The 20405-nt window shown below is 75.2% G+C and carries 18 protein-coding genes and 1 pseudogene; 14 read left to right on the forward strand and 5 right to left on the reverse strand.

Annotated features, from left to right (window positions below):
* The 5 genes from ACZ6EM_RS03240 to ACZ6EM_RS03260 form a co-directional block, all read left to right on the forward strand.
* Positions 1 to 441: DUF8189 domain-containing protein (locus tag ACZ6EM_RS03240; RefSeq protein WP_465771499.1), on the forward strand; the 441-nt coding region annotated here is incomplete at its 5' end.
* 32 nt (positions 442 to 473) lie between these two features.
* On the forward strand, positions 474 to 2507 hold the full coding sequence (locus tag ACZ6EM_RS03245) for a DUF8189 domain-containing protein (RefSeq protein WP_465771500.1): 2034 nt from the start codon (positions 474 to 476) through the stop codon (positions 2505 to 2507).
* 138 nt (positions 2508 to 2645) lie between these two features.
* Positions 2646 to 3407 (forward strand): serine/threonine protein kinase, encoded by a 762-nt coding sequence (locus ACZ6EM_RS03250; protein WP_401050150.1) that lies wholly within the window; start codon positions 2646 to 2648, stop codon positions 3405 to 3407.
* A gap of 12 nt (positions 3408 to 3419) precedes the next feature.
* Positions 3420 to 4760 carry a serine/threonine-protein kinase gene (locus ACZ6EM_RS03255; protein WP_465771501.1) on the forward strand — a complete coding sequence of 447 codons (1341 nt, stop codon included), beginning with the start codon at positions 3420 to 3422 and terminating at the stop codon, positions 4758 to 4760.
* A gap of 147 nt (positions 4761 to 4907) precedes the next feature.
* Positions 4908 to 5081, forward strand: a complete 174-nt coding sequence (locus ACZ6EM_RS03260; RefSeq protein WP_452177578.1) for a hypothetical protein — start codon at positions 4908 to 4910, stop codon at positions 5079 to 5081.
* Positions 5082 to 5442: 361 nt separating this feature from the next.
* On the opposite strand, the gene ACZ6EM_RS03265 is transcribed toward ACZ6EM_RS03260, so the two are convergent.
* The 4 genes from ACZ6EM_RS03265 to ACZ6EM_RS03280 form a co-directional block, all read right to left on the reverse strand.
* Entirely contained in the window at positions 5443 to 5943 is a 501-nt protein-coding gene (locus ACZ6EM_RS03265) for an HIT family protein (RefSeq protein ID WP_465771502.1), read from the reverse strand.
* A gap of 320 nt (positions 5944 to 6263) precedes the next feature.
* Positions 6264 to 8051 carry a glycoside hydrolase family 3 protein gene (locus ACZ6EM_RS03270; protein WP_465771503.1) on the reverse strand — a complete coding sequence of 596 codons (1788 nt, stop codon included), beginning with the start codon at positions 8049 to 8051 and terminating at the stop codon, positions 6264 to 6266.
* Positions 8048 to 8827 carry a tyrosine-protein phosphatase gene (locus tag ACZ6EM_RS03275; protein ID WP_452177575.1) on the reverse strand — a complete coding sequence of 260 codons (780 nt, stop codon included), beginning with the start codon at positions 8825 to 8827 and terminating at the stop codon, positions 8048 to 8050. Before ACZ6EM_RS03275 ends, ACZ6EM_RS03270 begins: the two co-directional genes overlap by 4 nt.
* 196 nt (positions 8828 to 9023) lie before the next feature.
* Positions 9024 to 9623 carry a TetR family transcriptional regulator gene (locus ACZ6EM_RS03280; RefSeq protein WP_401051882.1) on the reverse strand — a complete coding sequence of 200 codons (600 nt, stop codon included), beginning with the start codon at positions 9621 to 9623 and terminating at the stop codon, positions 9024 to 9026.
* Positions 9624 to 9893: 270 nt separating this feature from the next.
* On the opposite strand from ACZ6EM_RS03280, the gene ACZ6EM_RS03285 reads away from it, so the two are divergent.
* From ACZ6EM_RS03285 to ACZ6EM_RS03325, 9 genes and pseudogenes are all read left to right on the forward strand, one after another.
* Entirely contained in the window at positions 9894 to 11465 is a 1572-nt protein-coding gene (locus tag ACZ6EM_RS03285; RefSeq protein WP_465771504.1) for an ABC transporter substrate-binding protein, read from the forward strand.
* Entirely contained in the window at positions 11462 to 12430 is a 969-nt protein-coding gene (locus tag ACZ6EM_RS03290) for an ABC transporter permease (protein WP_452177573.1), read from the forward strand. Before ACZ6EM_RS03285 ends, ACZ6EM_RS03290 begins: the two co-directional genes overlap by 4 nt.
* On the forward strand, positions 12417 to 13373 hold the full coding sequence (locus tag ACZ6EM_RS03295; protein WP_465771506.1) for an ABC transporter permease: 957 nt from the start codon (positions 12417 to 12419) through the stop codon (positions 13371 to 13373). The genes ACZ6EM_RS03290 and ACZ6EM_RS03295 overlap by 14 nt, the downstream gene beginning before the upstream one ends.
* Positions 13370 to 14392, forward strand: coding sequence for an ABC transporter ATP-binding protein (locus ACZ6EM_RS03300; RefSeq protein ID WP_465771507.1), 1023 nt, complete (start codon positions 13370 to 13372; stop codon positions 14390 to 14392). The genes ACZ6EM_RS03295 and ACZ6EM_RS03300 overlap by 4 nt, the downstream gene beginning before the upstream one ends.
* Complete coding sequence (locus tag ACZ6EM_RS03305) at positions 14389 to 15441, forward strand: ABC transporter ATP-binding protein (RefSeq protein ID WP_465771508.1); 1053 nt, start codon at positions 14389 to 14391, stop codon at positions 15439 to 15441. Before ACZ6EM_RS03300 ends, ACZ6EM_RS03305 begins: the two co-directional genes overlap by 4 nt.
* A 291-nt stretch (positions 15442 to 15732) precedes the next feature.
* Positions 15733 to 16788: an NAD-dependent epimerase/dehydratase family protein gene (locus ACZ6EM_RS03310; RefSeq protein ID WP_452177569.1), complete on the forward strand. Its 1056-nt coding sequence runs from the start codon at positions 15733 to 15735 to the stop codon at positions 16786 to 16788.
* Between the two features lie 131 nt (positions 16789 to 16919).
* Positions 16920 to 17642: pseudogene (locus ACZ6EM_RS03315) on the forward strand (glycosyltransferase family 2 protein); the annotation flags it as partial.
* Positions 17643 to 17741: 99 nt separating this feature from the next.
* The gene (locus ACZ6EM_RS03320; protein ID WP_401053385.1) at positions 17742 to 18269 is read left to right on the forward strand and encodes a TIGR04282 family arsenosugar biosynthesis glycosyltransferase; all 528 of its coding nucleotides are present in this window, start codon (positions 17742 to 17744) and stop codon (positions 18267 to 18269) included.
* A complete protein-coding gene (locus tag ACZ6EM_RS03325; RefSeq protein ID WP_465771509.1) occupies positions 18266 to 18940 on the forward strand; it encodes a class I SAM-dependent methyltransferase in 675 nt (224 codons plus the stop codon). The genes ACZ6EM_RS03320 and ACZ6EM_RS03325 overlap by 4 nt, the downstream gene beginning before the upstream one ends.
* Before the next feature lie 67 nt (positions 18941 to 19007).
* On the opposite strand, the gene ACZ6EM_RS03330 is transcribed toward ACZ6EM_RS03325, so the two are convergent.
* The gene (locus tag ACZ6EM_RS03330; RefSeq protein ID WP_465771510.1) at positions 19008 to 20375 is read right to left on the reverse strand and encodes a hypothetical protein; all 1368 of its coding nucleotides are present in this window, start codon (positions 20373 to 20375) and stop codon (positions 19008 to 19010) included.
* Positions 20376 to 20405: the final 30 nt, after the last annotated feature.

The following is a 20405-nucleotide window of genomic DNA, read 5'->3' on the forward strand; positions in this document are numbered from 1 at the left end:
GACGACTTCGGCACCGGCGGCCACGACCTCACCGTCAGCCACAACCAGGACGGCCGCCTGGAGGTCTTCGCCTCCGGGCCCGCCGGCGTCTACCACAGGTACCAGACCGACCCCACCAGTTGGTCCGGCTGGGAAGCCACCGGCGGCCCCGCCGACTCCCGGCTGACCAGTGGACGTTCGCCGGACGGCCGGGTGGAGGTGTTCGCCATCAACGGCAGTACGGCGCAGCACATCTGGCAGACCGGCCTGAACGCCCCGTACGGCCAGTGGGACACCTTCGGCACCGGCGGCACCGAGATCGGCGCGGCGAACAACGCCGACGGCCGGATCGAGGTGTTCGGCTCCAACACCGACGGGGTCCACCACAAGTGGCAGACCGGCTTCTCCACCTGGTCCGAATGGGCCTGGCTGAACACCACCCACGGACCCGCCACCGGCTGACCACGCCGGTAACCCCCCCCTGGAGCACAGCGATGCACCCGATCAGCAGGCGCGGCCTGCTGCGGGCGGCCGGAGCGGGAGCACTCGTGCTCCCGCTCTCGGGCCGTACCGCCTCAGCGGCATCGGCCGAACCGCCCCACCTGTGGGTCGGCGCCGGCCCGTTCGCCCACGTCCACGACCCCTCCACCGCGCGCCGCCGCTACCTCAACGACCACACCGTGGTCCAGGCCGACGGGCGCTGGCACCTGTTCAGCATCGTCGGTGACAGTGCGCCACCCGGGCAGGCGCCCGACAGTTCGGCCGAGGTCTCGCTCGCGCACGCCTCGGCGCCCTCCCCGTCCGGGCCGTGGAGCAGCCACCCGGACGCGCTGACCGTCGACCCCTCGTACTTCGGCGAGGAGCACCTGTGGGCCCCGCACGTCGTCGAGTCGGGCGGCGTCCACTGGATGTTCTACGCAGCGGGCGGGCGCGCCGGGGCGGCGATCAACGCCGCGACCTCCACCGACCTGTCCACCTGGACCAGGCTGCCGTCCGGGCCGCTGTTCCGCGGGACCGCCGCCCGCGATCCGATGGTGCTGCGGATCGGCGGCCAGTGGGTGATGTACTACACCGAGCTGTCCGCCCCCGGCGGGCACCACCAGGTCTGCTACCGGCGCTCCACCGAGCTGCTGACCTGGAGCGAGCCCGGCGTGGCCTTCGCCGACGCGGCCACCGCCGCGGACGGCGTCTCGATCACCGAGTCGCCCTTCGTGGTGGCCCGGGACGGCTGGTACTACCTGTTCCTCGGACCGCGCAACGGCTACGAGGGCACCGACGTCCTCGCCTCCCGCGACCCGTTCCGCTTCTCCCTCGACGGCCGCTCCGGCCATGTGCCGGGCCACGCCGTGGAGGTGGTCACCGACGGGCAGCAGTGGTGGGCGAGCGCCGCCGGCTGGTTCCGCCGAGGCCTGTACCTGGCGCCGCTGGACTGGCGGTCCACCCCGCCGCCCTGGCAGAGCCCGGACAACCCGGTCGCCGCCCCGGACGTCCAGGGCCGGCTCAACGTGTTCGCCCTCGACGCGGCCGACCGGTCGATGCTGCGCCGTGTCCAGACCGACCCGGACTCCGACACCTGGTCGGACTGGGAGGTGTTCGGGACGCCCGCCGGCGCGGTGCCCGTGCTGGGCCGCAACGCCGACGGCCGGCTGGAGGTGTTCTCGCTCGCCCCCGACGGCGCCGACCTGCACCACCGCGTCCAGCGGACGGACGGCGACTGGTCGGACTGGGAGGTCTTCGGCGGCCCGGCCGGCGCCGCCCCCGCCGTCGCCCGGAACGCCGACGGCCGGCTGGAGGTCTTCGCCCTCGCCCCCGGCGGCGCACTGATCGCCCGCCGCCGCCAGGCCTCGCCCGGCTCGACCGGCTGGGACGACTGGGACGCGGGCTTCAGCGGTCCGGTGGGCGCTCCGCCGGTCGTCGCCGCCAACGCCGACGGCCGGCTGGAGGTGTTCGTGCTCGCGCCCGGCGGCGCGGCGCTGCTGCACCGCTGGCAGACCTCGGCCGGCGGCGCCTGGTCCGCATGGGAACGCTTCGGGACGCCCGCCGGGGCCGCGCCGCGGGTGGCCCGCGACGGCACCGGGCGGCTGAACGTCACCGCGATCGCCCCCTCCGGCACGGCCGCCTTCCAGCGCCGCCAGTCGGTGCCCAGCGGCGGCTGGGACGCCTGGCAGCCACTGCTCGGCTGGTCCACGGCGGCGCCACTGACGATCGCCGGCGCGGACGGCCGGTTGGAGGCCTTCTCCCTCTCCCCCGGCGGCGAACGGCTGGCCCACCGCTGGCAGTCGGCGCCTGCAGGAGCGTGGGAGCCTACGGGCGTGTTCGGCGAGGACTTCGGCGAGCCCGGCCTGGTGCTCGCCGCGCCGCCCTCGGCCGCGGCCGACTCCACCGGAAGGCTGCACGTCTTCGCGGTGACCGAGGACGGCCGGCTGCGCACCCGCGTTCAGGACCGTCCCGGCGGCGGCTGGCGACCGTGGGCCGCCTTCGGCGACCGCCCGATGGCACCGCTGCGTCCAGGGGCGCCGATGCTCTGACCGAACACCCGTGCACTCCGCTTCCACCTTGTCAAGTAGCCTGCCGCTCCGGTTTATTGTCGTACGCGAAGAGGTACCGTTCGTCCGTCCGGCAAGAGTCGGCGCGCGAGACGGGACGGTGCGCGGGACGGAGGAGCGGTGCGCGGGATTGTCGTCCACCTGCCGGCGGGGAACGGCGGCGACACGGTGACCTTACGACTCGGTCCGGGAGAGCGGGCGCGCTTCGGCCGCGGATCCGCTCACAGGCCGGTGGAACTGCGCCTCGGCGACGAGTCGGTCTCCCGGCTGGCCGGTGAGATCCACGCGACCGACGACCACTGGCAGTTGAGCAACCTCAGCAACTCGCACGCCTACCTGGTGGAGAACCCGGAGGGCGCCGGCGAGTACCTGCGGGTGCCGCCACGGCGGGTCGGCGCACCGATCCCCTTCGAGTTCTCCCGGGTGGTGCTGCCCTCCCGGCGGGAAACCCCGCTGTCCTTCCAGGTGTTCGCGCCCGACCACGTCTACCTGGACCTGGACGCCCGCGGTGGCTCCTGGGAGAGCCGCACCATGACGGCGTACTCGCTGGACGAGACCGCCACCTACTTCCTGGTCCTGGTCGCGCTCTGCGAACCATGGCTGCGCGACCACTCCCCCGCCACCGTGCCCACCACCCCGCAGGTGGTCGCGCGGTTGCACGGCCACCCCTCCTGCGCCCGTCTCACCGCCCGCGCGGTCAGCTCGCACCTCGACTATCTCGCCGCCGAGAAGCTCCGCATCGACCTGCCCGACGGCGACCGCGCGGACCGCCGCAGCGGCAAACGCGAGGCCGTGGTGGGGCTCGCCCTGAAGTTCGGCATCGTCCGCGAGGAGCACCTCGTGCTCCTGCCGGACCCCGGGCCCGGCCGGTCCGGACGGTAGGGAGGGCCGGCCATGCCGCAGAACCCGGCCTTCCCCGGGGACGGCGAGGAACTTCTACCGACCGGCCACCGGGTCGGAGAGTGGACCGTCACCGGGCTGATCGGTGAGGGCGGCTGGGCGACGGTGTACGCCGCCCGCCGGGCCGACGGCGGCGGCGGGGCGGATGACACGGTCGCCCTCAAGGTGCTGCTGACCGCCGGACTCGCGCCCCGCCAGGCCCGCCAGGTCGCCGAAGCCGCCCGGCGCGAAGCCGAGTTGGGCCGTACCGCCCCGCACCCCCGGCTGGTGCGGCTGCTCGATGCCGTCGTCCTGGCCGCCCCCGACCAGCCGTCGCTCGACGGCGCGATCGTCCTGGTCATGGAACGCGCCCGGTGCACCCTGCGCGACCTGCTCGCCATCGGCATCGACGAGGCCTATGGCGCCAGGATCGTCACCGGCATCTGCGAGGGCCTGGCCCACCTGCACCGCTCCGGCTGGGTCCACACCGACCTCAAGCCGGAGAACGTCCTCATCGGCGCGGACGGAGAGGTCCGCCTCTCCGACTTCGGCCTCGCCATCGAACTCACCGGCACCCACGGCCACGGCTCCCCGATGGGCACCCCCGACTACCTCCCGCCGGAGCGCTGGAAGGAACCCCTCGGCGAGCACGGCGTCAAGATCCGTACCACCGCTGACATCTGGGCGCTCGGCATCGTGATCCACGAGGTCTTCGCCGCCGGCGGCCGGCCGTTCCCCGGCGCCACCTCCGCCGCCCGCTGCGCCGCCACCCAGCAGTACGCGGAAGGCCGCGCTGCCCTGCGGCTGGCCGCCGTCGTCCCCCCGTTCTGGCGCGCCCTGGCCGCCGACTGTCTCGCCCCCACCCACACCGCCCGCGCCCCGCACACCGCGGAGAGCCTGCTCGCCCGCATCCGCGCCCACCGCCCCGGCCGGCGCGCGCGCCGCCCGAACCCTCGCCCTCGCACCGCTCTGCTGGCCCTGGCCTCCTGCGCCACGGTCGCCGTCACCGGCACTGCCCTCTGGCCGCACCCGGGACCGTCCGGACAGCCCGCCCACGTCCGGGTCTTCAACACCGAACGCGGCTGTCAGGACCGCACCGACCGCGACCCCCGGTGCAGCCTCGGCCTCGCCGTCGACCCCCTGCGCCCCTACACCGCCGACAACGTCGTCCCCGTGCGGGTCTGGCACAACGACACCCTCGACGCCGACTGCCAACTCCCGACCGGCCTCCCCGTCATCAACGAGGAGGACCTCGTCTCCACCCTCTGGTACCGCATCCGCCTGCCAGGACCCACCACCGCCTGGCTCCCCGCCGTCCGCACGAGGGACCGTCCGGCCCTGCTCCGCTGCCTGTGACCGCCGCCGGCGCGGCTACCGTCCGTTCCGGCCCGCCTCCCTCCTCGCCGGCAGTCCGCGTGGCCCGCGCCGCGCAGCAGCAGGCCGAGCGAGAGCATCGCGGACAGGCCGAGCAGCACCGTGGACCAGAACCAGAAACGTAGCCATGTGTCGGGGACAGGCGGCAGGATCGCCGGCACGGCCGGATACAGGACCAGCAGCCACCCCAACCGCCGTTCCGCTCCGGACTGTTGGTGCAGCTGCCTGGCCGCCCTCCTGCCGCAGATCGAGCGCACCGAAGAGACGGCCGTCCTGCTCCGCTCGTTCTGGAACGCCCTGTGAAGCGCGTCGCGCGAGGGCTTGGCGGCGGGTGCAACGCGCAGGTCCCGGCCCCGGACCGCCTCGTACACGCCTGCCGGTAGGCCATCGCTCAGCGGCGCGGCCGCGAAGGAGTGCTCGTGGCCGGGGCCGGCGACGAGGGCCGGAGCGACGAGGGCCGGCGGATCGAAGAGTGCTGCGGTGCGCTCCGCCGTGTCGGCGAGCAGGCGGTCGACCGAACGGACCGCCTGCTCACGTTCCTCGTCCGGGAGCGGCAGGCCCCGGCCGTCGACGGCGAGGTGGACCTTCGTGGTCCTTCCGGATCCTCACGGCCACCGCTTGCCGCCCAGGGGCACACCGTCGGTCCCAGGGTTGGATACCACGCTCATCCCCTGCCCTCCGGACGGACAGCCGGCGCGGACAAACCGTCGAGCTCGCGCCCGATCGCCTCCCGCAGGCCGTCGTGCTCCGGTCCGAGCGCCATTGCCGGATCGCGCCAGTTCTCCGCGGAATACAGCCACACCGGGCGGCGGACGAGCTCCGGGCTCTCCCACTCGAACCGCGGCCACACGTGCGCGTGCAGGAAGTTGTCGGTGTTGCCGAGGATCTCCAGGTTCACGCGCCGGAACTCCGGGTCCAGCCGCCGGCAGACCCGCTCCACGGCCTCAGCCAGCCGGTCCATGTCCGCCAGGAAAGCCGTTCGTTTGCCGCGCGGGAGATCGGACAGCCGCTGCACACCGGGCTCGTCCACCAACAGGACCGAGTAGCCGGGCAAGAACTGCACGTCGCCGATCACCGCGAAGCCGGCGTCGAGCCGCCGGAGCACCGTGGGGTTCGTACCTTTCAGCGCACTGCCGATCCTGTCGCCCCGCCAGTCCTTCACCATGACACCGCACCCCGTACAAGCGTGACCGAGCAGGCCCGGCCGAATGATGGTCGCTGGTCGCTCCCCCGGCTCCGTGCCATGTTCGCATCCGGCCGAGGTGAACCGTGGCGTCGGCCGGGATCGACCGGCCTCATCATCCCCTCCCCCGCGGGGAGGAGCCGGGATCGGAAGGGGCTCGACGCTGCTGACCGAGCGCCGGCGAACGCAGGTCCCTCCTCGGCGGTCGCCTCGGTGGGCCGTCACGTGCCGATCTCCGGGAGCGGGCGCGGGGCCCGCGCCGGGGAGGCCCGGCGGGCGGGCGCTCCCCGGGGCGGGGTGGGTCAGCTTCCGGCGGGGGCGCGGTGGCCGTGGCGGAAGAGCGGGGCGCGGGTGTCGAAGGGGACGTCCTCGCGGGACGCGGCGACGGCGGCGTCGGAGGCCGGCAGGTCGAACGGGAGGGTCGCGGTCATCGGGGCGCGGCCGAGGGCGGCGTCCAGGACGACCTCGTCCGCGGCGCCGAACTCCCCGATCAGCAGGGCCGCGTGCGGGGCGAGCGGGGTGAGCACGGCGGGCCGTTCCAGCTGGGCGGCGAAGACCGTGGGGACGGCGGCGGCCAGGGCGGTGAGCCGCTCGACCTCGGCCGCCTCGAACTCCAGCGAACCGCTGTGGAAGTGCTGTTCGAGCATGCCCTCGCGCCGCTCGTACGGGGTGGCGAGGCGGACGACGGCCAGGTGGGCCTGCTCGGGGTGCTCGACGAGGGTGCCGTACCCGGCGGCGACCTGCGGGTCGATGCCCTGGACGTAGAGCCGGGTGGCGGCGGTGGCGGTGCGCGGCTCGCCGGCCAGGTGGACCACGGAGCGGCGCTGGACCTCGCGGCCGAGCGCCCGGCCCTCCGGGGTGCCGACCAGTTCGGCGGCGGCCTCCACGTCGACGTACGGGTCGTCGAAGAGGCCGAGGCGGAACTTGTCGCGCAGGATGCGGCGGGCCGACTCGTCGAGCCGGGCCTCGGTGACGGCGCCGGAGCGGACGGCGGCCAGGATCAGCTCCGGGTCGGTCTCGCCGCCGAGCTGGTCGGCGCCCGCGTCGAGGGTGAGCACGACCTGCTCGGCGACGGACAGCTCCTCGACGCCCCAGTGCCGCGGCGGCAGGGTGACCACGCCGGGGACACTCATGCCGGTGATGGCGTTGAAGTCGGTGCAGACCACGCCGTCGAAGCCGTAGCGCCCGCGCAGCAGGCCGGTGATGACGTCCCGGTTGAAGTTGGCGCCGACCTCGGCGAGGCCGCTGCCGGAGGGGATCGCGTAGGCGGGCATGATCTGCGCGGTGCCCGCGGCGAACGCCGCCTCGAAGGGGCGCAGGTGGGTCTCCAACTCGCCGCCGGGGTAGACCAGTCGGCGCCCCGCGGCGAAGTGCGAGTCCTCGCCGCCGGCCTGCGGGCCGCCGCCGGGGAAGTGCTTGGTCATGCAGGCGACGCTGTCCGGGCCGATCCGCTCGCCCTGGAGGCCCTCGATGTAGGCGGTGATCATGCGCGAGGCGCGCTCCGGGTCCTCCCCGAAGGTGCCGCTGATCCGGGCCCAGCGGGGCTCGGTGGCGAGGTCGGCCATCGGGTGGATGGCGACCCGGATGCCGACGGCGCACAGCTCGCGGCGGATCAGGTCGGCGTAGCGGCGCACCAGTTCGGGATCGTCGGTGGCGGCGAGGCCGATCGGCTCGGGGCCGGTGCTGAAGCCGCCGCCGGTGTGGGCGGTGGCCGGGTTGGCGGTGAAGCCGTGCCGGGGGTCGGAGGAGAGGGTGACCGGGATGCCCAGCCGGGCGGCCGCGGCGAGGTCCTGGACGTGGTTGTTCCACGCGGCCATCGCGCGCGGGTCGGGGACGGCCATCATGGCGAAGTGGGTGAGGCCGCGTTCGGTGATCAGGTCGGCGCCGGAAGGGAACGGCGGGTGCTCGCCGGGGAGCATCCGGCCGTGCAGCATCAGCGCGGCCTTCTCCTCCGCGGTCATCCGGCCGAGGAGGTCCTCGACCCGCTCCTCGACGGGCAGCCGCGGGTCCTCGTAGGGCTCCATGGTGCCGTTGTGGTTGAGGTCGCGGAAGGGCGTGCCGTCGGTGTGGTGCAGGAGGGTCGTCGTCATGCCGTCACCTCGGCGGCGTTCGACACGGCGGTGCGGGCGGCGGCCTCGGTACGGGCGGCCTTGGCGCGGAAGGCGTCCAGTGTCTCGGCGGTGGCCCCGCAGGCGGCCAGGAAGGCGGCGGCGCCGCCGTGCTTGGTGCGGACCAGGTCGAGGAAGGCGCTCATCGCCCCGGCGGGGGCCTCCAGCAGCGGGGCGGGGACGACCAGTCGGCCGGCCTCGACCTCGTTGAGGGCGGCGCGGTTGCGGTCGGCGAGCCCGGCCCAGATCTGCTGGATCGCCTCGTTGGTGCGGGCGTAGTCGGCGACGATCTCCTCGGCGGGCACCCCGAGCAGCTCCAGCAGCAGCGCGGTGAGCAGCCCGGTGCGGTCCTTGCCGGCGGCACAGTGCACCAGCACCCCGCCGGGGCGGGCGGTGGCCTCCACGGCGGCGGCCAGGGCCTGCGGCGCGGACTCCGCCATCAGCAGGTAGAAGGCGCCGAGGTCCTCCGCCGTGGTCATGGTCAGCATGGCCTGGGCCAGTTCGTCGTTGGTGGGCTCGATCCGGGCGGCGACGACGGCGATGCCGGCGGCCTCGGCGGCGGCCCAGTCCTCGGGGCTGCTCTCGGCCTCGCCCCGGAGGTCGACCACGGTGGTGACGCCGTGCTCGCGCAGCTGGGCGACGACGTCCGCGTCGGCGGCGGGGAAGGGCTGGGCGGAGCGGAACAGGGCGCCGGGACGGATCCAGCGGCTCGCGGGGTCGGCGAGCACGGCGGGGTCGCGGAAGTTGACCAGGGACATGCGGGGGCCTTTCGGGATGTGCGAAGGGTCTTGCGAAGGGTGTGACGAAGGCGCGCGACAGGACCGCGCGAGGGGTGACGCGGGGGTGAGGAGGGGGAGTTGGGCGTGGGGTGCCGTCCGGGCGGCCGGCGGCACGCCCGGGGACGGGGTCGGGGTCGGTGGCGGGGGTCGGTGACGGGGTCGGTGGCGGTTCGGGTCAGCCCGCCGCGGCGAGCACGTCCCGGTAGGCCTTGACCCAGCCGGCCAGCGTGGCGCTCTCCTGACCGATCAGGATGTGGCGCCGCACCATGCCGCCGAACATCGCGCCGAGCGCGGTCGGGCGCAGGTCGGTGTCCGGGTCGACGTCGAGCCGCTCGGCGGCGATGGTGACGGTGCGTTCGATGAAGGCGTCGATGACGACCAGGGCGTAGTTGTGGACGGAGTGCACTTCGAGCAGGCCCCTGCGCAGCCGCCGCCGGCGCTCGGTGTGCTCGACGGGCTCCTCCAGCCGTCCGCCGGTGACGGTCAGCGCGTGTTCGAGCGCGGCCCAGAGCGGGAGTTCGGCGGGGGCGGCGGCGAAGGCGTCGAGGACGACCTGGCCGAAGTCCCAGCCGAAGAGCAGGGCCTCCTTGGCCGGGTAGTAGCGGAAGAAGGTGCGGTGGGCGACGTCGGCGCGGCGGCAGATCTGGTCCACCGTGGTGCGCTCGTAGCCCTGCTCCTCGAAGAGTTCGAGCGCCGCGGTGCGGATGCTGTCGCGGGTGCGCGCCTTCTTGCGGTCGCGCATGCCCGGCTCCGCCGCGGTGTCCGTCCCCTGCATCGTTCTTCCGCTCCTGTTCGGTGGGTTGGGTGTCCGAGTCGGTCTCGGGCGAGTGCCCGGCCCGGGCGGAGGTGGGGCCGCCGAGGGGGCGGCTGTCAGTACCGAATCACGTCCGACCGTGCTCGCTCAAGGCGGGAGCCGACTCTTCCGGGTTTCGTCATCCGAAGTTTGCACAACTGCCTTTTGGCAGTACTGCCACTTCCGAAATGGTGTGGGCGTCGGCGGCCGCACTCCCCCCTGGCCGCCCCGCACCCCCCGAACCGAGGAACCATGAAGCGGCACACCCACCTCCTGGTAGCCGCGGCCTGCACGGCCGCGCTCACGCTCACCGCCTGCTCCGCCTCCGACGACGCCCTGTCCGGCACCGGCACCGGCACCGGCACCGCCGCCGGGAACACCGGCGCGGCGGCCGACGGGCCGGCCGTGGACGGCGGCACGCTCAAGATCGGCCTGGACCGGCCGTTCACCAAGCTCGACCCCGCCGACGGCACCCTGACCTCGATGCCGATGATGGTCCTCGCCAACGCCCTGTACGACCCGCTGATGGTCAACGGCGACAACGGCACCGTCCAGCCGTACCTCGCCAAGTCCTTCACCCCCAACGCCGACGCCACGGTCTGGACCCTCGACCTGCGCGAGGGCGTGACGTTCAGCGACGGCAAGCCGCTCGACGCCCAGGCCGTCGCCGACCACGTCACCCGGCTCGCCAAGCCGGAGAGCAAGTGCGCCTGCGCCCTCGACGCGGCCGCCATCGGCTCCACCGCCGTCACCGGCCCGACCACCGTCGCCTTCACCCTCAAGGCGCCCGACGCCGCCTTCCCCAACCTGTTCACCCGCTCGCTCGGCTATGTCTCCGAGGCCCCGTCCGGCGACTCCCCCGCCGTCGGCTCCGGCCCGTACACCGTGGAGAGCGTGCAGCCCGGAGTCTCCGTCACCCTGTCCCGCAATCCCGCGTACTGGGGCGCCAAGGGCCACGCCGACAAGCTCGTCTACCGGGTCCTGCCCGACGCCGACAGCCGCTACCAGTCGCTGCGCTCCGGCGACACCGACCTGATCTGGACCGAGACGCCCAGCCAGCTCAAGCAGGCCGCCGCCGACGGGCTGCGCACCGCCACCGGGCCCGGCTCCACCAGCACCGTGCTGTTCAACACCAAGGCCGCACCCTTCGACGACGTCCGGGTCCGCCGGGCGGTGCAGTACGCGATCGACCGCGAGGCCCTGGAGAAGGTCGTCTTCCTCGGCCAGGGTTCCGTCGCGGACGGCCCGATCGGCTCCCGCTCCCCGTACCGCACCGCCGCCGGGTACCCGGCCCACGACCCGGCCAGGGCCCGCGCCCTGCTGGCCGAGGCCGGCCACCCCGACCTCGCCTTCGAGTACCTCGTCGACAGCCGCCCCGAGGCCCAGCAGCGCGCCACCGTGCTCCAGCAGATGCTCGGCGAGGCCGGGATCAGGATGACCGTCAAGCCGCTCGACAACGCGGGCCTGGGCACCGCGATGCTCCAGCGCAAGTTCCAGGTGATGGACTTCATCACCAGCATGTTCGGCGACACCGACACCGCGCTCAGCAGCCTCTACCTGCCGAACTCGCCGTACAACTTCATGAGTTGGTTGGACCCCGAGGCCCAGAAGGCGATCACCGAGGGCCGTTCCTCGACCGACGCCGCCAAGCGCTCGGCCGCCTACGGCCAGGCCGCCGCGCGGGTCGTCGGCGAGGCGCCGATGGTCTTCCTCACCGAGAACACCGTCGGCTTCCTCGGTGCCGCCAAGGTCGGCGGGCTGCCCGACCTGTCCAAGCGCACCGTCCTCAACGTCTCGCCCGCCACCCTGTGGGTGAAGCGATGACCCCCGGCGCCCGGACCGCCCTGCGGTACGGCGGGCAGCTCGGCCGCGCCGCGGCCGTCCTGCTGCTGGTCACCGTCGGCGCGCTCGCCCTGCCCCACCTGATGCCCGGCTCCCCCGCCGTCGCCGCCCTCGGCCCCACCGCCACCCCCGAGCAGATCTCCGCCTACGAGGCCGGGCTCGGCCTGGACCGCAACGTGCTCGCCGCCACCTGGCAGTGGATCGGCGACGCCCTGCACGGCGACCTCGGCCACTCGCTGTCCACCGGAGCGGCCGTCACCGGCGAACTCGCCGACCGGATCCCCGTCACCCTCGAACTCTTCCTCGCCGCCCAGCTGGTGGCGCTCTGCCTGGCCGTTCCCGTCGCCCTGCTCTCCGCCTGGCGGCCCGGCGGCACCTTCGACAGGCTCGCCACCACCGCCACCTTCTGCTGGCTCGCCGTCCCCGGCTTCGCCCTCGGCCTGCTGCTCATCTGGATCGCCGCCGTCCAGCTGCGCGTCCTGCCCGCGACCGGCTGGACCCCGTTCACCGAGAACCCGGCCGAGAACCTGCGCCACCTGGTGCTGCCCGCCCTCACCCTCGGCCTCACCGAGGCCGCCGTGTTCACCCGCACCCTGCGCGGGCAGCTGCTCGACACCCTCGACCAGCCGTACATCGCCGCCGCCCGCAGCCGCGGCATGGGCACCACCCGGCTGCTGCTGCGCCGCGCCCTGCGGCCGTCCAGCCTGCCGCTGGTGACGCTGATCGGGATCGGCATCGGGACCTCGCTGGGCGGCTCGGTGCTGGTCGAGTCGCTGTTCGCGGTGCCCGGCGTCGGCAGCCTGGTCTCCGGGGCCATCGCCGGCCGGGACTTCCCGGTCGTCCAGGCCGTGGTGGTGGTCAGCGCCGTCGCCGTGGTCGCGGCCACCTTCGCGGTCGACCTGCTGTACCGCACGATCGACCCGAGGATCGCCCATGAGCACCGCTGAAACCACCGCCGGGACCGCCGAGAGCACCGCCGGGACCACCGCCGTGACCGCCGAGAGCACCGCCGAGAGCACCGCCGGGACCCCAACCGCCCGCCGCCGCCCGCCGGCCGGGGTGCTCGCCGCCGCGGCCTGGCTGGCCGTGGTCGCCCTCGCCGCCCTGCTGCTGCCCCTGCTGCCCGGCTTCGACCCGCTGCACGGCGACTTCGCCCACCCCTCCGCCGCCCCCGGCCCCGGCCACTGGCTGGGCACCGACGGCTCCGGGCGGGACATCCTGCAGCGCACCGTCGCCGGCGCCCGCGCCTCCTTCACCGTCGCCGCCCTGACCGTCCTGGTCGGGCTGCTCGGCGGCGGCGCGCTCGGCCTCGCCGCCGGCTGGTTCCGCGGCCCGGTCGACAAGGCCATCGGCTTCGCGACCGACCTGCTGATGTCCGTGCCCAGCCTGATCCTGGTGATGATCGTGGTCTCGATGCGCGGCCCCGGCCTCACCGTCATCGGCGGCCTGATCGGGCTGTTCACCGTCCCGCACTTCACCCGGGTGGTGCGCGCCGTCGTGCTCTCGCTCGCCGAGCGCGGCTTCGTCCAGGCCGCCCGCATGATCGGCACCGCCCCGCTGCGCGTCCTGCGCCGCGAGATCGTCCCGCACGTCCTGCCGATCGCGCTCACCTTCGCCTTCACCGCCACCACCGTCGCCATCGTCGCCGAGGGCTCGCTCAGCTTCCTCGGCTTCGGGCTGCGCCCGCCGGAGCCCTCCTGGGGCGGCATCATCGCCGAGGGCCGCACCACCCTCGGCAGCGCGCCGTGGATCTCGCTGGCACCCGCCGCGGTGCTCTGCCTGACCGTCCTCGCCCTCAACTACCTCGGGGAGCACCTGCGTTCGGGCGCTCCCACCGCAGCCAAGCCCGCCGCTGCGAAGTCCACCGCCACGAAGGGAGCGCGCGGATGACCTCCGCCCCCGTCCTCGACGTCCGCTCGCTGGACACCGTCCTGCACACCCCCGACGGGCGGAGCCTGCACGTCCTGCACGGCGTCAGCCTCGGCATCGCGGCCGGCGAGTGCCTCGGCGTGGTCGGCGAGTCCGGCTCCGGCAAGTCCGTGCTCGCCCGCACCGTCCTCGGTGTCGGGTCGCGCACCACCAGGGCCGTCGCCACCGGCGAGATCCGGCTGAACGGCGAGGACCTGCTCGCCGCCACCCCCGCCCGGCGCGCCGAACTGCTCGGCACCGGCATCGCCATGGTCCACCAGGACCCGATGACCTCGCTCAACCCGGTCGTCCGGATCGCCGACCAGGTCACCGAGTCGATCACCAACCGGCGCCGCCTGTCCCGGCGCGAACGGCTGCGCACCGCCGCCGAGTTGCTCGCCGCCGTCGACGTCCCCGACCCCGCCCGGCGGGCCCGCGCCCACCCGCACGAGCTCTCCGGCGGCCTGCGCCAGCGCGTCGGCATCGCCGCCGCCCTGGCCGGCGAACCCGCCCTGCTGCTCGCCGACGAACCCACCACCGCCCTCGACGTCACCGTCCAGCGCACCGTCCTCGACCTGCTCGACCAGCACCGGGTCGACCGGGGCCTGGCCACCCTGCTGATCACCCACGACATCGGCCTGCTGTACGGGCGGGCCCGCCGCATCGCCGTCATGTACGGCGGCCGGATCGTCGAGACCGGCCCCACCGAGGCCGTCACCCGGAACCCCCGACACCCCTACACGGCGGCGCTGCTGCGCTCCGTCCCGCGGGTCACCGGCCCGCTGCGCCGCACCCTGCCCGCCATCCCCGGCTCACCGCCCGACCTCACCCGGCCCATCCCCGGCTGCCCCTTCGCCCCGCGCTGCGAGCGGGCGACCGAACTCTGCACCACCACCGCGCCACCCACCCGCACGGCGGCGGACGGACACACCGCCGACTGCCACTTCCCGCTCACCGCGGCCGACCCCATCGCTCCCGAGGAACTGGAGTCCGCGGCATGACCACCGCCCCCGAGACCGTCGCCCCCGACACCGCCGGCGCCGGAACTGCCGACGCTGGTACGGCCGTCCTGGAGGCCACCGGCCTCGGCGTCGTCCACCGCACCCGCTCCGGCCCGCTGCACGCCGTCAGCGGCGTCGACCTGGCCCTGTATCCGCGCCGCACCCTCGCCCTGGTCGGCGAGTCCGGCTCCGGCAAGAGCAGCATCGCCAAGGCCCTGCTGCGGCTGCCCCCGCCCACCACCGGCACCGTCACCCTCGACGGCACCGACCTCGCCGCGCTCTCCCCGCGGGCCCTGCGGGCCGTCCGGCCCCGCCTCCAGATGGTCTTCCAGGACCCTCTCTCCTCCCTCAACCCGCGCCGCCGGGTCCGCGACCTCGTCGCCGAACCCCTCGACGCCCACCCCGACCCGGCCCGCGACCGCGACCGCGACCACCGCGAGCGGGATCGGGATCGGGAGGAGATCGTCACCCGGCAGCTGGAGGCCGTCGGCCTGCCGCCCGCCCTGTTCGGCGACCGCCGGCCCCACCAGCTCTCCGGCGGACAGGCCCAGCGGGTCGCCATCGCCCGGGCGCTGGCCGCCGGGCCGCGCGTCCTGATCGCCGACGAGGCGGTCTCCGCCCTCGACGTCTCGGCCCAGGCCACCGTGCTCAACCTGCTGCGCGACCTCACCGAGGAGCGCGGACTGGCCGGCCTGTTCATCTCCCACGACCTCGGCGTGGTCCGGGCGGTGAGCGACGAGGTGGCCGTGCTCCAGCTCGGCCGCATCTGCGAGCGCGGCCCCACCGAGGCCGTCCTCGCCGCCCCGGCCCACCCCTACACCGCCGCCCTGCTCGCCGCCGTCCCCGAACCCGGCCGCCCGCTGCGCGACACCGGCCTGCTCCCCGCCGACCCGCCCTCCCCCCTCGCCCCGCCCAGCGGCTGCCGCTTCCGCACCCGCTGTCCGCTGGCGGACAGCCGCTGCGCCACCGAGGAGCCCCGGCCCCGGGAGGTGGCGCCCGGCCGCACGGTGGCCTGCCACCGCCCGCTGGTCGGCGCCGCGGAGGCGTGACCGGCCTGGCGTGCGGCCCGACCAGGCACCGGGACGGGCGGTGGACGGGACCGGGTCGCCGGTGAACAGGGCGCGGCGCTCGTCCCCGGCCGACCCGCCCGCGACGCCGAACGGCTGACGGATGGCGAGCGCGCGGCGGCGGCACTCCGCCGGAGGTGTCGCAGCCGGCACGGAAGCACCGGCCCCGGTCGGCCGCCCGACAACGGCGGCGCGGCCGAACCCCTGACCGAGGCATGACGCGACCGCCGCCTTCGGCCGTTCCACGGTCGGGGCCCGGTAGCGTCACCGGTCATGAGGATTCTGGTCACCGGCGGCGCCGGGTTCATCGGTTCGGCGGTCGTCCGGGGCCTCGTGGCGGCGGGCCACGAGGTCCGTGTCCTGGACGCGCTGCTTCCCGCCGTCCATCCCTCGGGGATGCCACCCGAGCTGCCCGCGGCGGTGGACTTCCGGCAGGGGGACGTACGGGACCGGGCGACGGTCGAGCGGGCGCTGGCCGGAGTGGACGCGGTCTGCCACCAGGCGGCCATGGTCGGCTTGGGGACGGACCTCGACGACGCGCCCGCCTACGCGGGCTGCAACGATCTGGGAACGGCGGTGCTGCTCGCCGCGATGGCGCACTCGGGCGTGCGCGGCCTCGTCCTCGCCGGGTCCATGGTGGTCTACGGCGAGGGTCGCTACCGCTGCCGGCTGCACGGGGACGTCGCACCCGGCCCACGGCGCCCGGACGAACTGGACGCCGGCCGGTTCGAGCCGCCGTGCCCGCGCTGCGGTGCCGAACTCGTGCCCTGCCTGGTGGCGGAGGACGCACCGACGGACCCGCGCAGCGTGTACGCGGCGACGAAGCTCGCCCAGGAGCACCTGGTCTCCGCCTGGAGCCGCGCCTGTGCGGGCCGTGCCCTGACCCTGCGCTACCACAACGTCTACGGCCCCGGGATGCCGCGGGACACTCCGTACGCCGGAGTGGCGTCGCTCTTCCGCTCGGCCCTGGCCCGGGGCGAAACGCCCAGGGTGTTCGAGGACGGCGGGCAGCGCCGGGACTTCGTCCACGTGGCGGACGTCGCCGCCGCGAACCTCTCCGCGCTGGCGGCGCTCGGCGACCGCCCGCCGGGCAGTGCCCGGGCCTACAACGTGGGCAGCGGCGAGGTCCGTACGGTCGGGGAGATGGCACGGGCGCTGGCCGCCGCCCACGGTGGACCGACGCCGGTGGTGACCGGCGAGTACCGGCTTGGCGACGTCCGCCACATCACCGCGGACTCCGCCCGGATCCGGACGGAACTCACGTGGCGGGCCCGGGTCTCCTTCGCCGACGGGATGCTGGAGTTCGCCGCCGCGCCGCAGCGGGCGTGAGAACGGCGCGCGACGTCAGCCGTGCGCGGGTGCCGCCGAATCCCGTCCGATCCCCCGGACGGGTCGAGCCTCGCCGACGTGGCACCTCCGCAAGGCGCGGTTCGGCCTCGGCGGGCCGGGCTGCGGTTAGCGTGACCGGCGTGACTTCTCCCCTCCATCCCGTCCCCGTCGCCGATGTCGTCCTTCCCTGTCTGGACGAGTCCGCGGCCCTGCCGTGGGTGCTCGGCCGTGTCCCGGACGGCTGGCGCGCGATCGTCGTCGACAACGGTTCGCGCGACGGCTCGGCGGAGTTGGCCCGGTCGCTGGGCGCCACCGTCGTCGAGGAGCCCCGGCGCGGTTTCGGCGCCGCCTGCCACGCCGGTCTGCTCGCCGCGACCGCCGGACTGGTCTGTTTCATGGACTGCGACGGTTCACTCGATCCGGCCCAACTACCCCGCGTCGCCGGTCCCGTGGCGGCCGGCACGGCAGACCTCGTGCTCGGCCGCCGCCGTCCCGCGACCGCCGGCGCCTGGCCGGTGCACGCCCGGCTCGCCAACACCGTCCTCGCCCGCCGGCTGCGCGCCCTCACCGGGGCGCCGCTGCACGACCTCGGACCGATGAGGGCCGCCCGGCGGGAGCGGCTGATCGCCCTCGGGCTGGGCGACCGCCGCTCCGGCTATCCGCTCGAAATGGTGCTCGCCGCCTCGGCGGCCGGGATGCGGATCACCGAGACCGACGTCGACTACCTCCCGCGCTCCGGCCGCTCCAAGGTCACCGGGACCGTGCGCGGCACCCGTCAGGCCGTACGCGACATGCGGGCCGTGCTGGCGGCACCGCCGCCCACCCTGCTGGTCATCGCCAAGGCACCGGTTCCGGGCCGGGTGAAGACACGTCTCACCCCGCCGTGCAGTCCGGGGCAGGCGGCGGCGCTGGCCCGGGCCGCCCTCGTCGACACCCTCGCCGCTCTCGACCGGATGCCGGCCGGACGGCGGCTGCTCGTCCTCGACGGGGACGCCGGTCCGTGGCTGCCGCCCGGTTGGGACGTCGTCCCGCAGTGCGGCGGCGGGCTCGACGAGCGGCTCGCGGCGGCCTTCGCCCACGCTGCCCGGCGAGCTCCGGGATCACCCGCCCTGCTTGTCGGCATGGACACCCCGCAGCTGGACCCGACCGTCCTCGCCGAGTCGCTCTCCCCGGCCCACCGCACCGGTGCGGACGCCTGGTACGGCCCGGCGGCCGACGGCGGCTTCTGGGCCCTCGGCCTGGCCCACCCCACCGAGCGGCTGGCCCGACGCCTGCTCCGGGGGGTGCCGATGTCCACCTCCCGCACCGGCGCCGCCCTGCTCGACCGCCTCGCGGCCGAGCGCCTGACGGTTCGTCATCTCCCGGTGATGACTGACGTGGACACCATTCAGGACGCCCGCCGCGTCGCGGCCGAAGCGCCGCACACCGGGTTCGCCGTGCGCCTGCGCACGATCGACACCGCCCCGGAGTTCGCCGGATGACCGCCCCGGCCGCCGCCTGGATCGACGACCCGTTCGCCGAGGCCGTACGCGCCGGACGCGGCCCCCTGTGGCTGCGTCAGGAGGACGGCTCGCGCATCGCACTCGACGTCGAACGGTGGTGCGCCCCCGCCGCCGGAGGCGACCACAGCCTGCTGCGGCGCTGCGTGGGTCTGGCCGCCCCGGTGGTGGACCTGGGCTGCGGACCCGGCCGGCTCGTGGCCGCCCTGCTGGCCCTCGGCGTCCCGGCCTTGGGCGTCGACGTCACCGGGGCGGCGGTGGAACGGACCCGCCACCTCGGAGGCCCCGCCCTGTGCCGGTCCGTGTTCGACCGGCTGCCCGCCGAGGGCCGCTGGGGCGGTGCGCTGCTCGCGGACGGCAACCTCGGCATCGGCGGCGACCCGGTCGTGCTGCTGCGCCGTGGCGCCGAACTCCTGGCACCGGACGGCGTCCTGCTGGTCGAGGTCGAGCCGTGGGAGCTCGACGAACGGATCACCGTACGGGTCGAGGGTTCCGACGGCCGCCTCGGTCCGGCGTTCGCCTGGGCGCGATGCGGCGCCGGGGCGGTCACCCGGCGGGCCCGCCGGGCCGGGCTCGTCGAGACCGAACGCTGGACCTCCCACGGACGGCGGTTCCTCGCCCTCCGCAAGTCCTCCGCCGGCACACTCGTGTGACGGGGCGCTTCGCCCCGCCTCCTCCGAGTCGGCGGTGCGCCACGCGCCTCGGAACGTCGGCGGCCGGTCAGGCCTTCGTCGTACCCGGCGCCGGACCGCGCGCCGGCCGCGGCGCTACGGCGCGGGACAGCCCGCGGGCCGTCGGCACCGCGAGCACACAGGCCAGCGCGACCGCGTACGCGGACCGTTGGGCGTCCGCCCCGCCGACGAGGTAGAGCGCCTGTCCGGCCGCCGGAACGGCCAGCCACTCCCACCGCCCGTCGAGCGCGACCAGGGCCACCACCAGCAGGCCGTACCAGGGGTAGCTCGGCGCGACGACCAGCAGCGCCGTTCCGGTCACCAGCAGGGCGCCGCGCCACGGACGGCCGGGATCGCCGCGCAGCAGCACCCACAGTGCCACCACCGCCAGCACCAGTGCGGCCGCCCACGGGGCCCACCGGTCGGCGACGACGATCCGCAGGAGGCCGAACCGGTCGAGGTGCCCCTGCTCGTACCCCTCCTCCCGCAGGTATCCGGGCAGGTACCCCAGCACACCGGGCCCGGAGGCGACGAGGTAGGGCAGATAGACCGCCACGAACGTCCCGGGGGCCACTGCGAGCAACAGCACGTCGGACCTGGTCGGACGCCGGGCCAGCAGCCCGGAGAGCGCTCCGGGCAGGGCGAGCGCCGGCAGCAGCTTGGTCGCGACCGCCGCGCCGAGCAGGGCGCCGCCGGCACCGGCCCGGCGACGGGCGGAGAAGCCCAGTCCGGCCACCATCAGGAGCGCACCGAGGGTGTCGACGTGCGCGTCGTTGACCGCCCACACCGTCACTCCGGGGCACCAGCCCCACAGCGCAGCGCGTCGGCTGCCCCGCCGTGCCGCCAGCAGTGCGCCGGTGGTGGCCACGGCCAGCACGGCCCCCGCGGCCTGCACACCGCGGACGCCGCCGCCGAACGGGTGCACGGCGAGGAACCACGCCTCCGCGACCGGCGGGTAGATGGTGTGCACGGCGGGCCGGTTGATCCGGGTGCAGTCGCCGTCCGCGGTCCGCCGCTCGTCCCACCCCGCACAGCCGTCACCCACCGGGAACAGACCCGGATCGCGCAATCGGGCCAGCGCCGGGTCGTCCGGGGTGCGCGCGTAGGGCGAGGTGCCGGCCGCCTGGACGCGGCCGTCCCACACGTACCGGTAGGCGTCGTCGCTGGTGCGCGGTGGCGCCAACAGCCCGACGGCGGCGACGGCGGCGCTCCCGGCCAGGACGAGCGGCACCACGTGACGGTCGCCCACCCCGCGGAGCAGGACGAGCGCGAGGGTGAACAGCGCCGCGTCGAGGGCGTACCAGCCGTACAGCGGCGCCCGGTCGGCGAGCGTCCCGCCGCCGGTCACGGTCAGTGCCAGGGCCGCCGTCAGCGCGGCGAGGGCGAGGACACAGGGCAGGAGGCGTCGGGTGAGCACGCGCCCACCCTGCCACCCTGGTGCCCCGTC

This window comes from Kitasatospora sp. NPDC041917, from assembly GCF_055589745.1.

Excerpts from the sequence above, each read along its gene's own strand:
- ACZ6EM_RS03305 (WP_465771508.1), top strand. The coding sequence starts at position 14,389 with ATGACCACCGCCCCCGAGACCGTCGCCCCCGACACCGCCGGCGCCGGA.
- ACZ6EM_RS03310 (WP_452177569.1), top strand. The coding sequence starts at position 15,733 with ATGAGGATTCTGGTCACCGGCGGCGCCGGGTTCATCGGTTCGGCGGTC.
- ACZ6EM_RS03245 (WP_465771500.1), top strand. The coding sequence starts at position 474 with ATGCACCCGATCAGCAGGCGCGGCCTGCTGCGGGCGGCCGGAGCGGGA.
- ACZ6EM_RS03295 (WP_465771506.1), top strand. The coding sequence starts at position 12,417 with ATGAGCACCGCTGAAACCACCGCCGGGACCGCCGAGAGCACCGCCGGG.
- ACZ6EM_RS03325 (WP_465771509.1), top strand. The coding sequence starts at position 18,266 with ATGACCGCCCCGGCCGCCGCCTGGATCGACGACCCGTTCGCCGAGGCC.
- ACZ6EM_RS03300 (WP_465771507.1), top strand. The coding sequence starts at position 13,370 with ATGACCTCCGCCCCCGTCCTCGACGTCCGCTCGCTGGACACCGTCCTG.
- ACZ6EM_RS03290 (WP_452177573.1), top strand. The coding sequence starts at position 11,462 with ATGACCCCCGGCGCCCGGACCGCCCTGCGGTACGGCGGGCAGCTCGGC.
- ACZ6EM_RS03275 (WP_452177575.1), bottom strand. The coding sequence starts at position 8,827 with ATGTCCCTGGTCAACTTCCGCGACCCCGCCGTGCTCGCCGACCCCGCG.
- ACZ6EM_RS03280 (WP_401051882.1), bottom strand. The coding sequence starts at position 9,623 with ATGCAGGGGACGGACACCGCGGCGGAGCCGGGCATGCGCGACCGCAAG.
- ACZ6EM_RS03320 (WP_401053385.1), top strand. The coding sequence starts at position 17,742 with ATGCCGGCCGGACGGCGGCTGCTCGTCCTCGACGGGGACGCCGGTCCG.
- ACZ6EM_RS03270 (WP_465771503.1), bottom strand. The coding sequence starts at position 8,051 with ATGACGACGACCCTCCTGCACCACACCGACGGCACGCCCTTCCGCGAC.
- ACZ6EM_RS03255 (WP_465771501.1), top strand. The coding sequence starts at position 3,420 with ATGCCGCAGAACCCGGCCTTCCCCGGGGACGGCGAGGAACTTCTACCG.
- ACZ6EM_RS03285 (WP_465771504.1), top strand. The coding sequence starts at position 9,894 with ATGAAGCGGCACACCCACCTCCTGGTAGCCGCGGCCTGCACGGCCGCG.
- ACZ6EM_RS03265 (WP_465771502.1), bottom strand. The coding sequence starts at position 5,943 with ATGGTGAAGGACTGGCGGGGCGACAGGATCGGCAGTGCGCTGAAAGGT.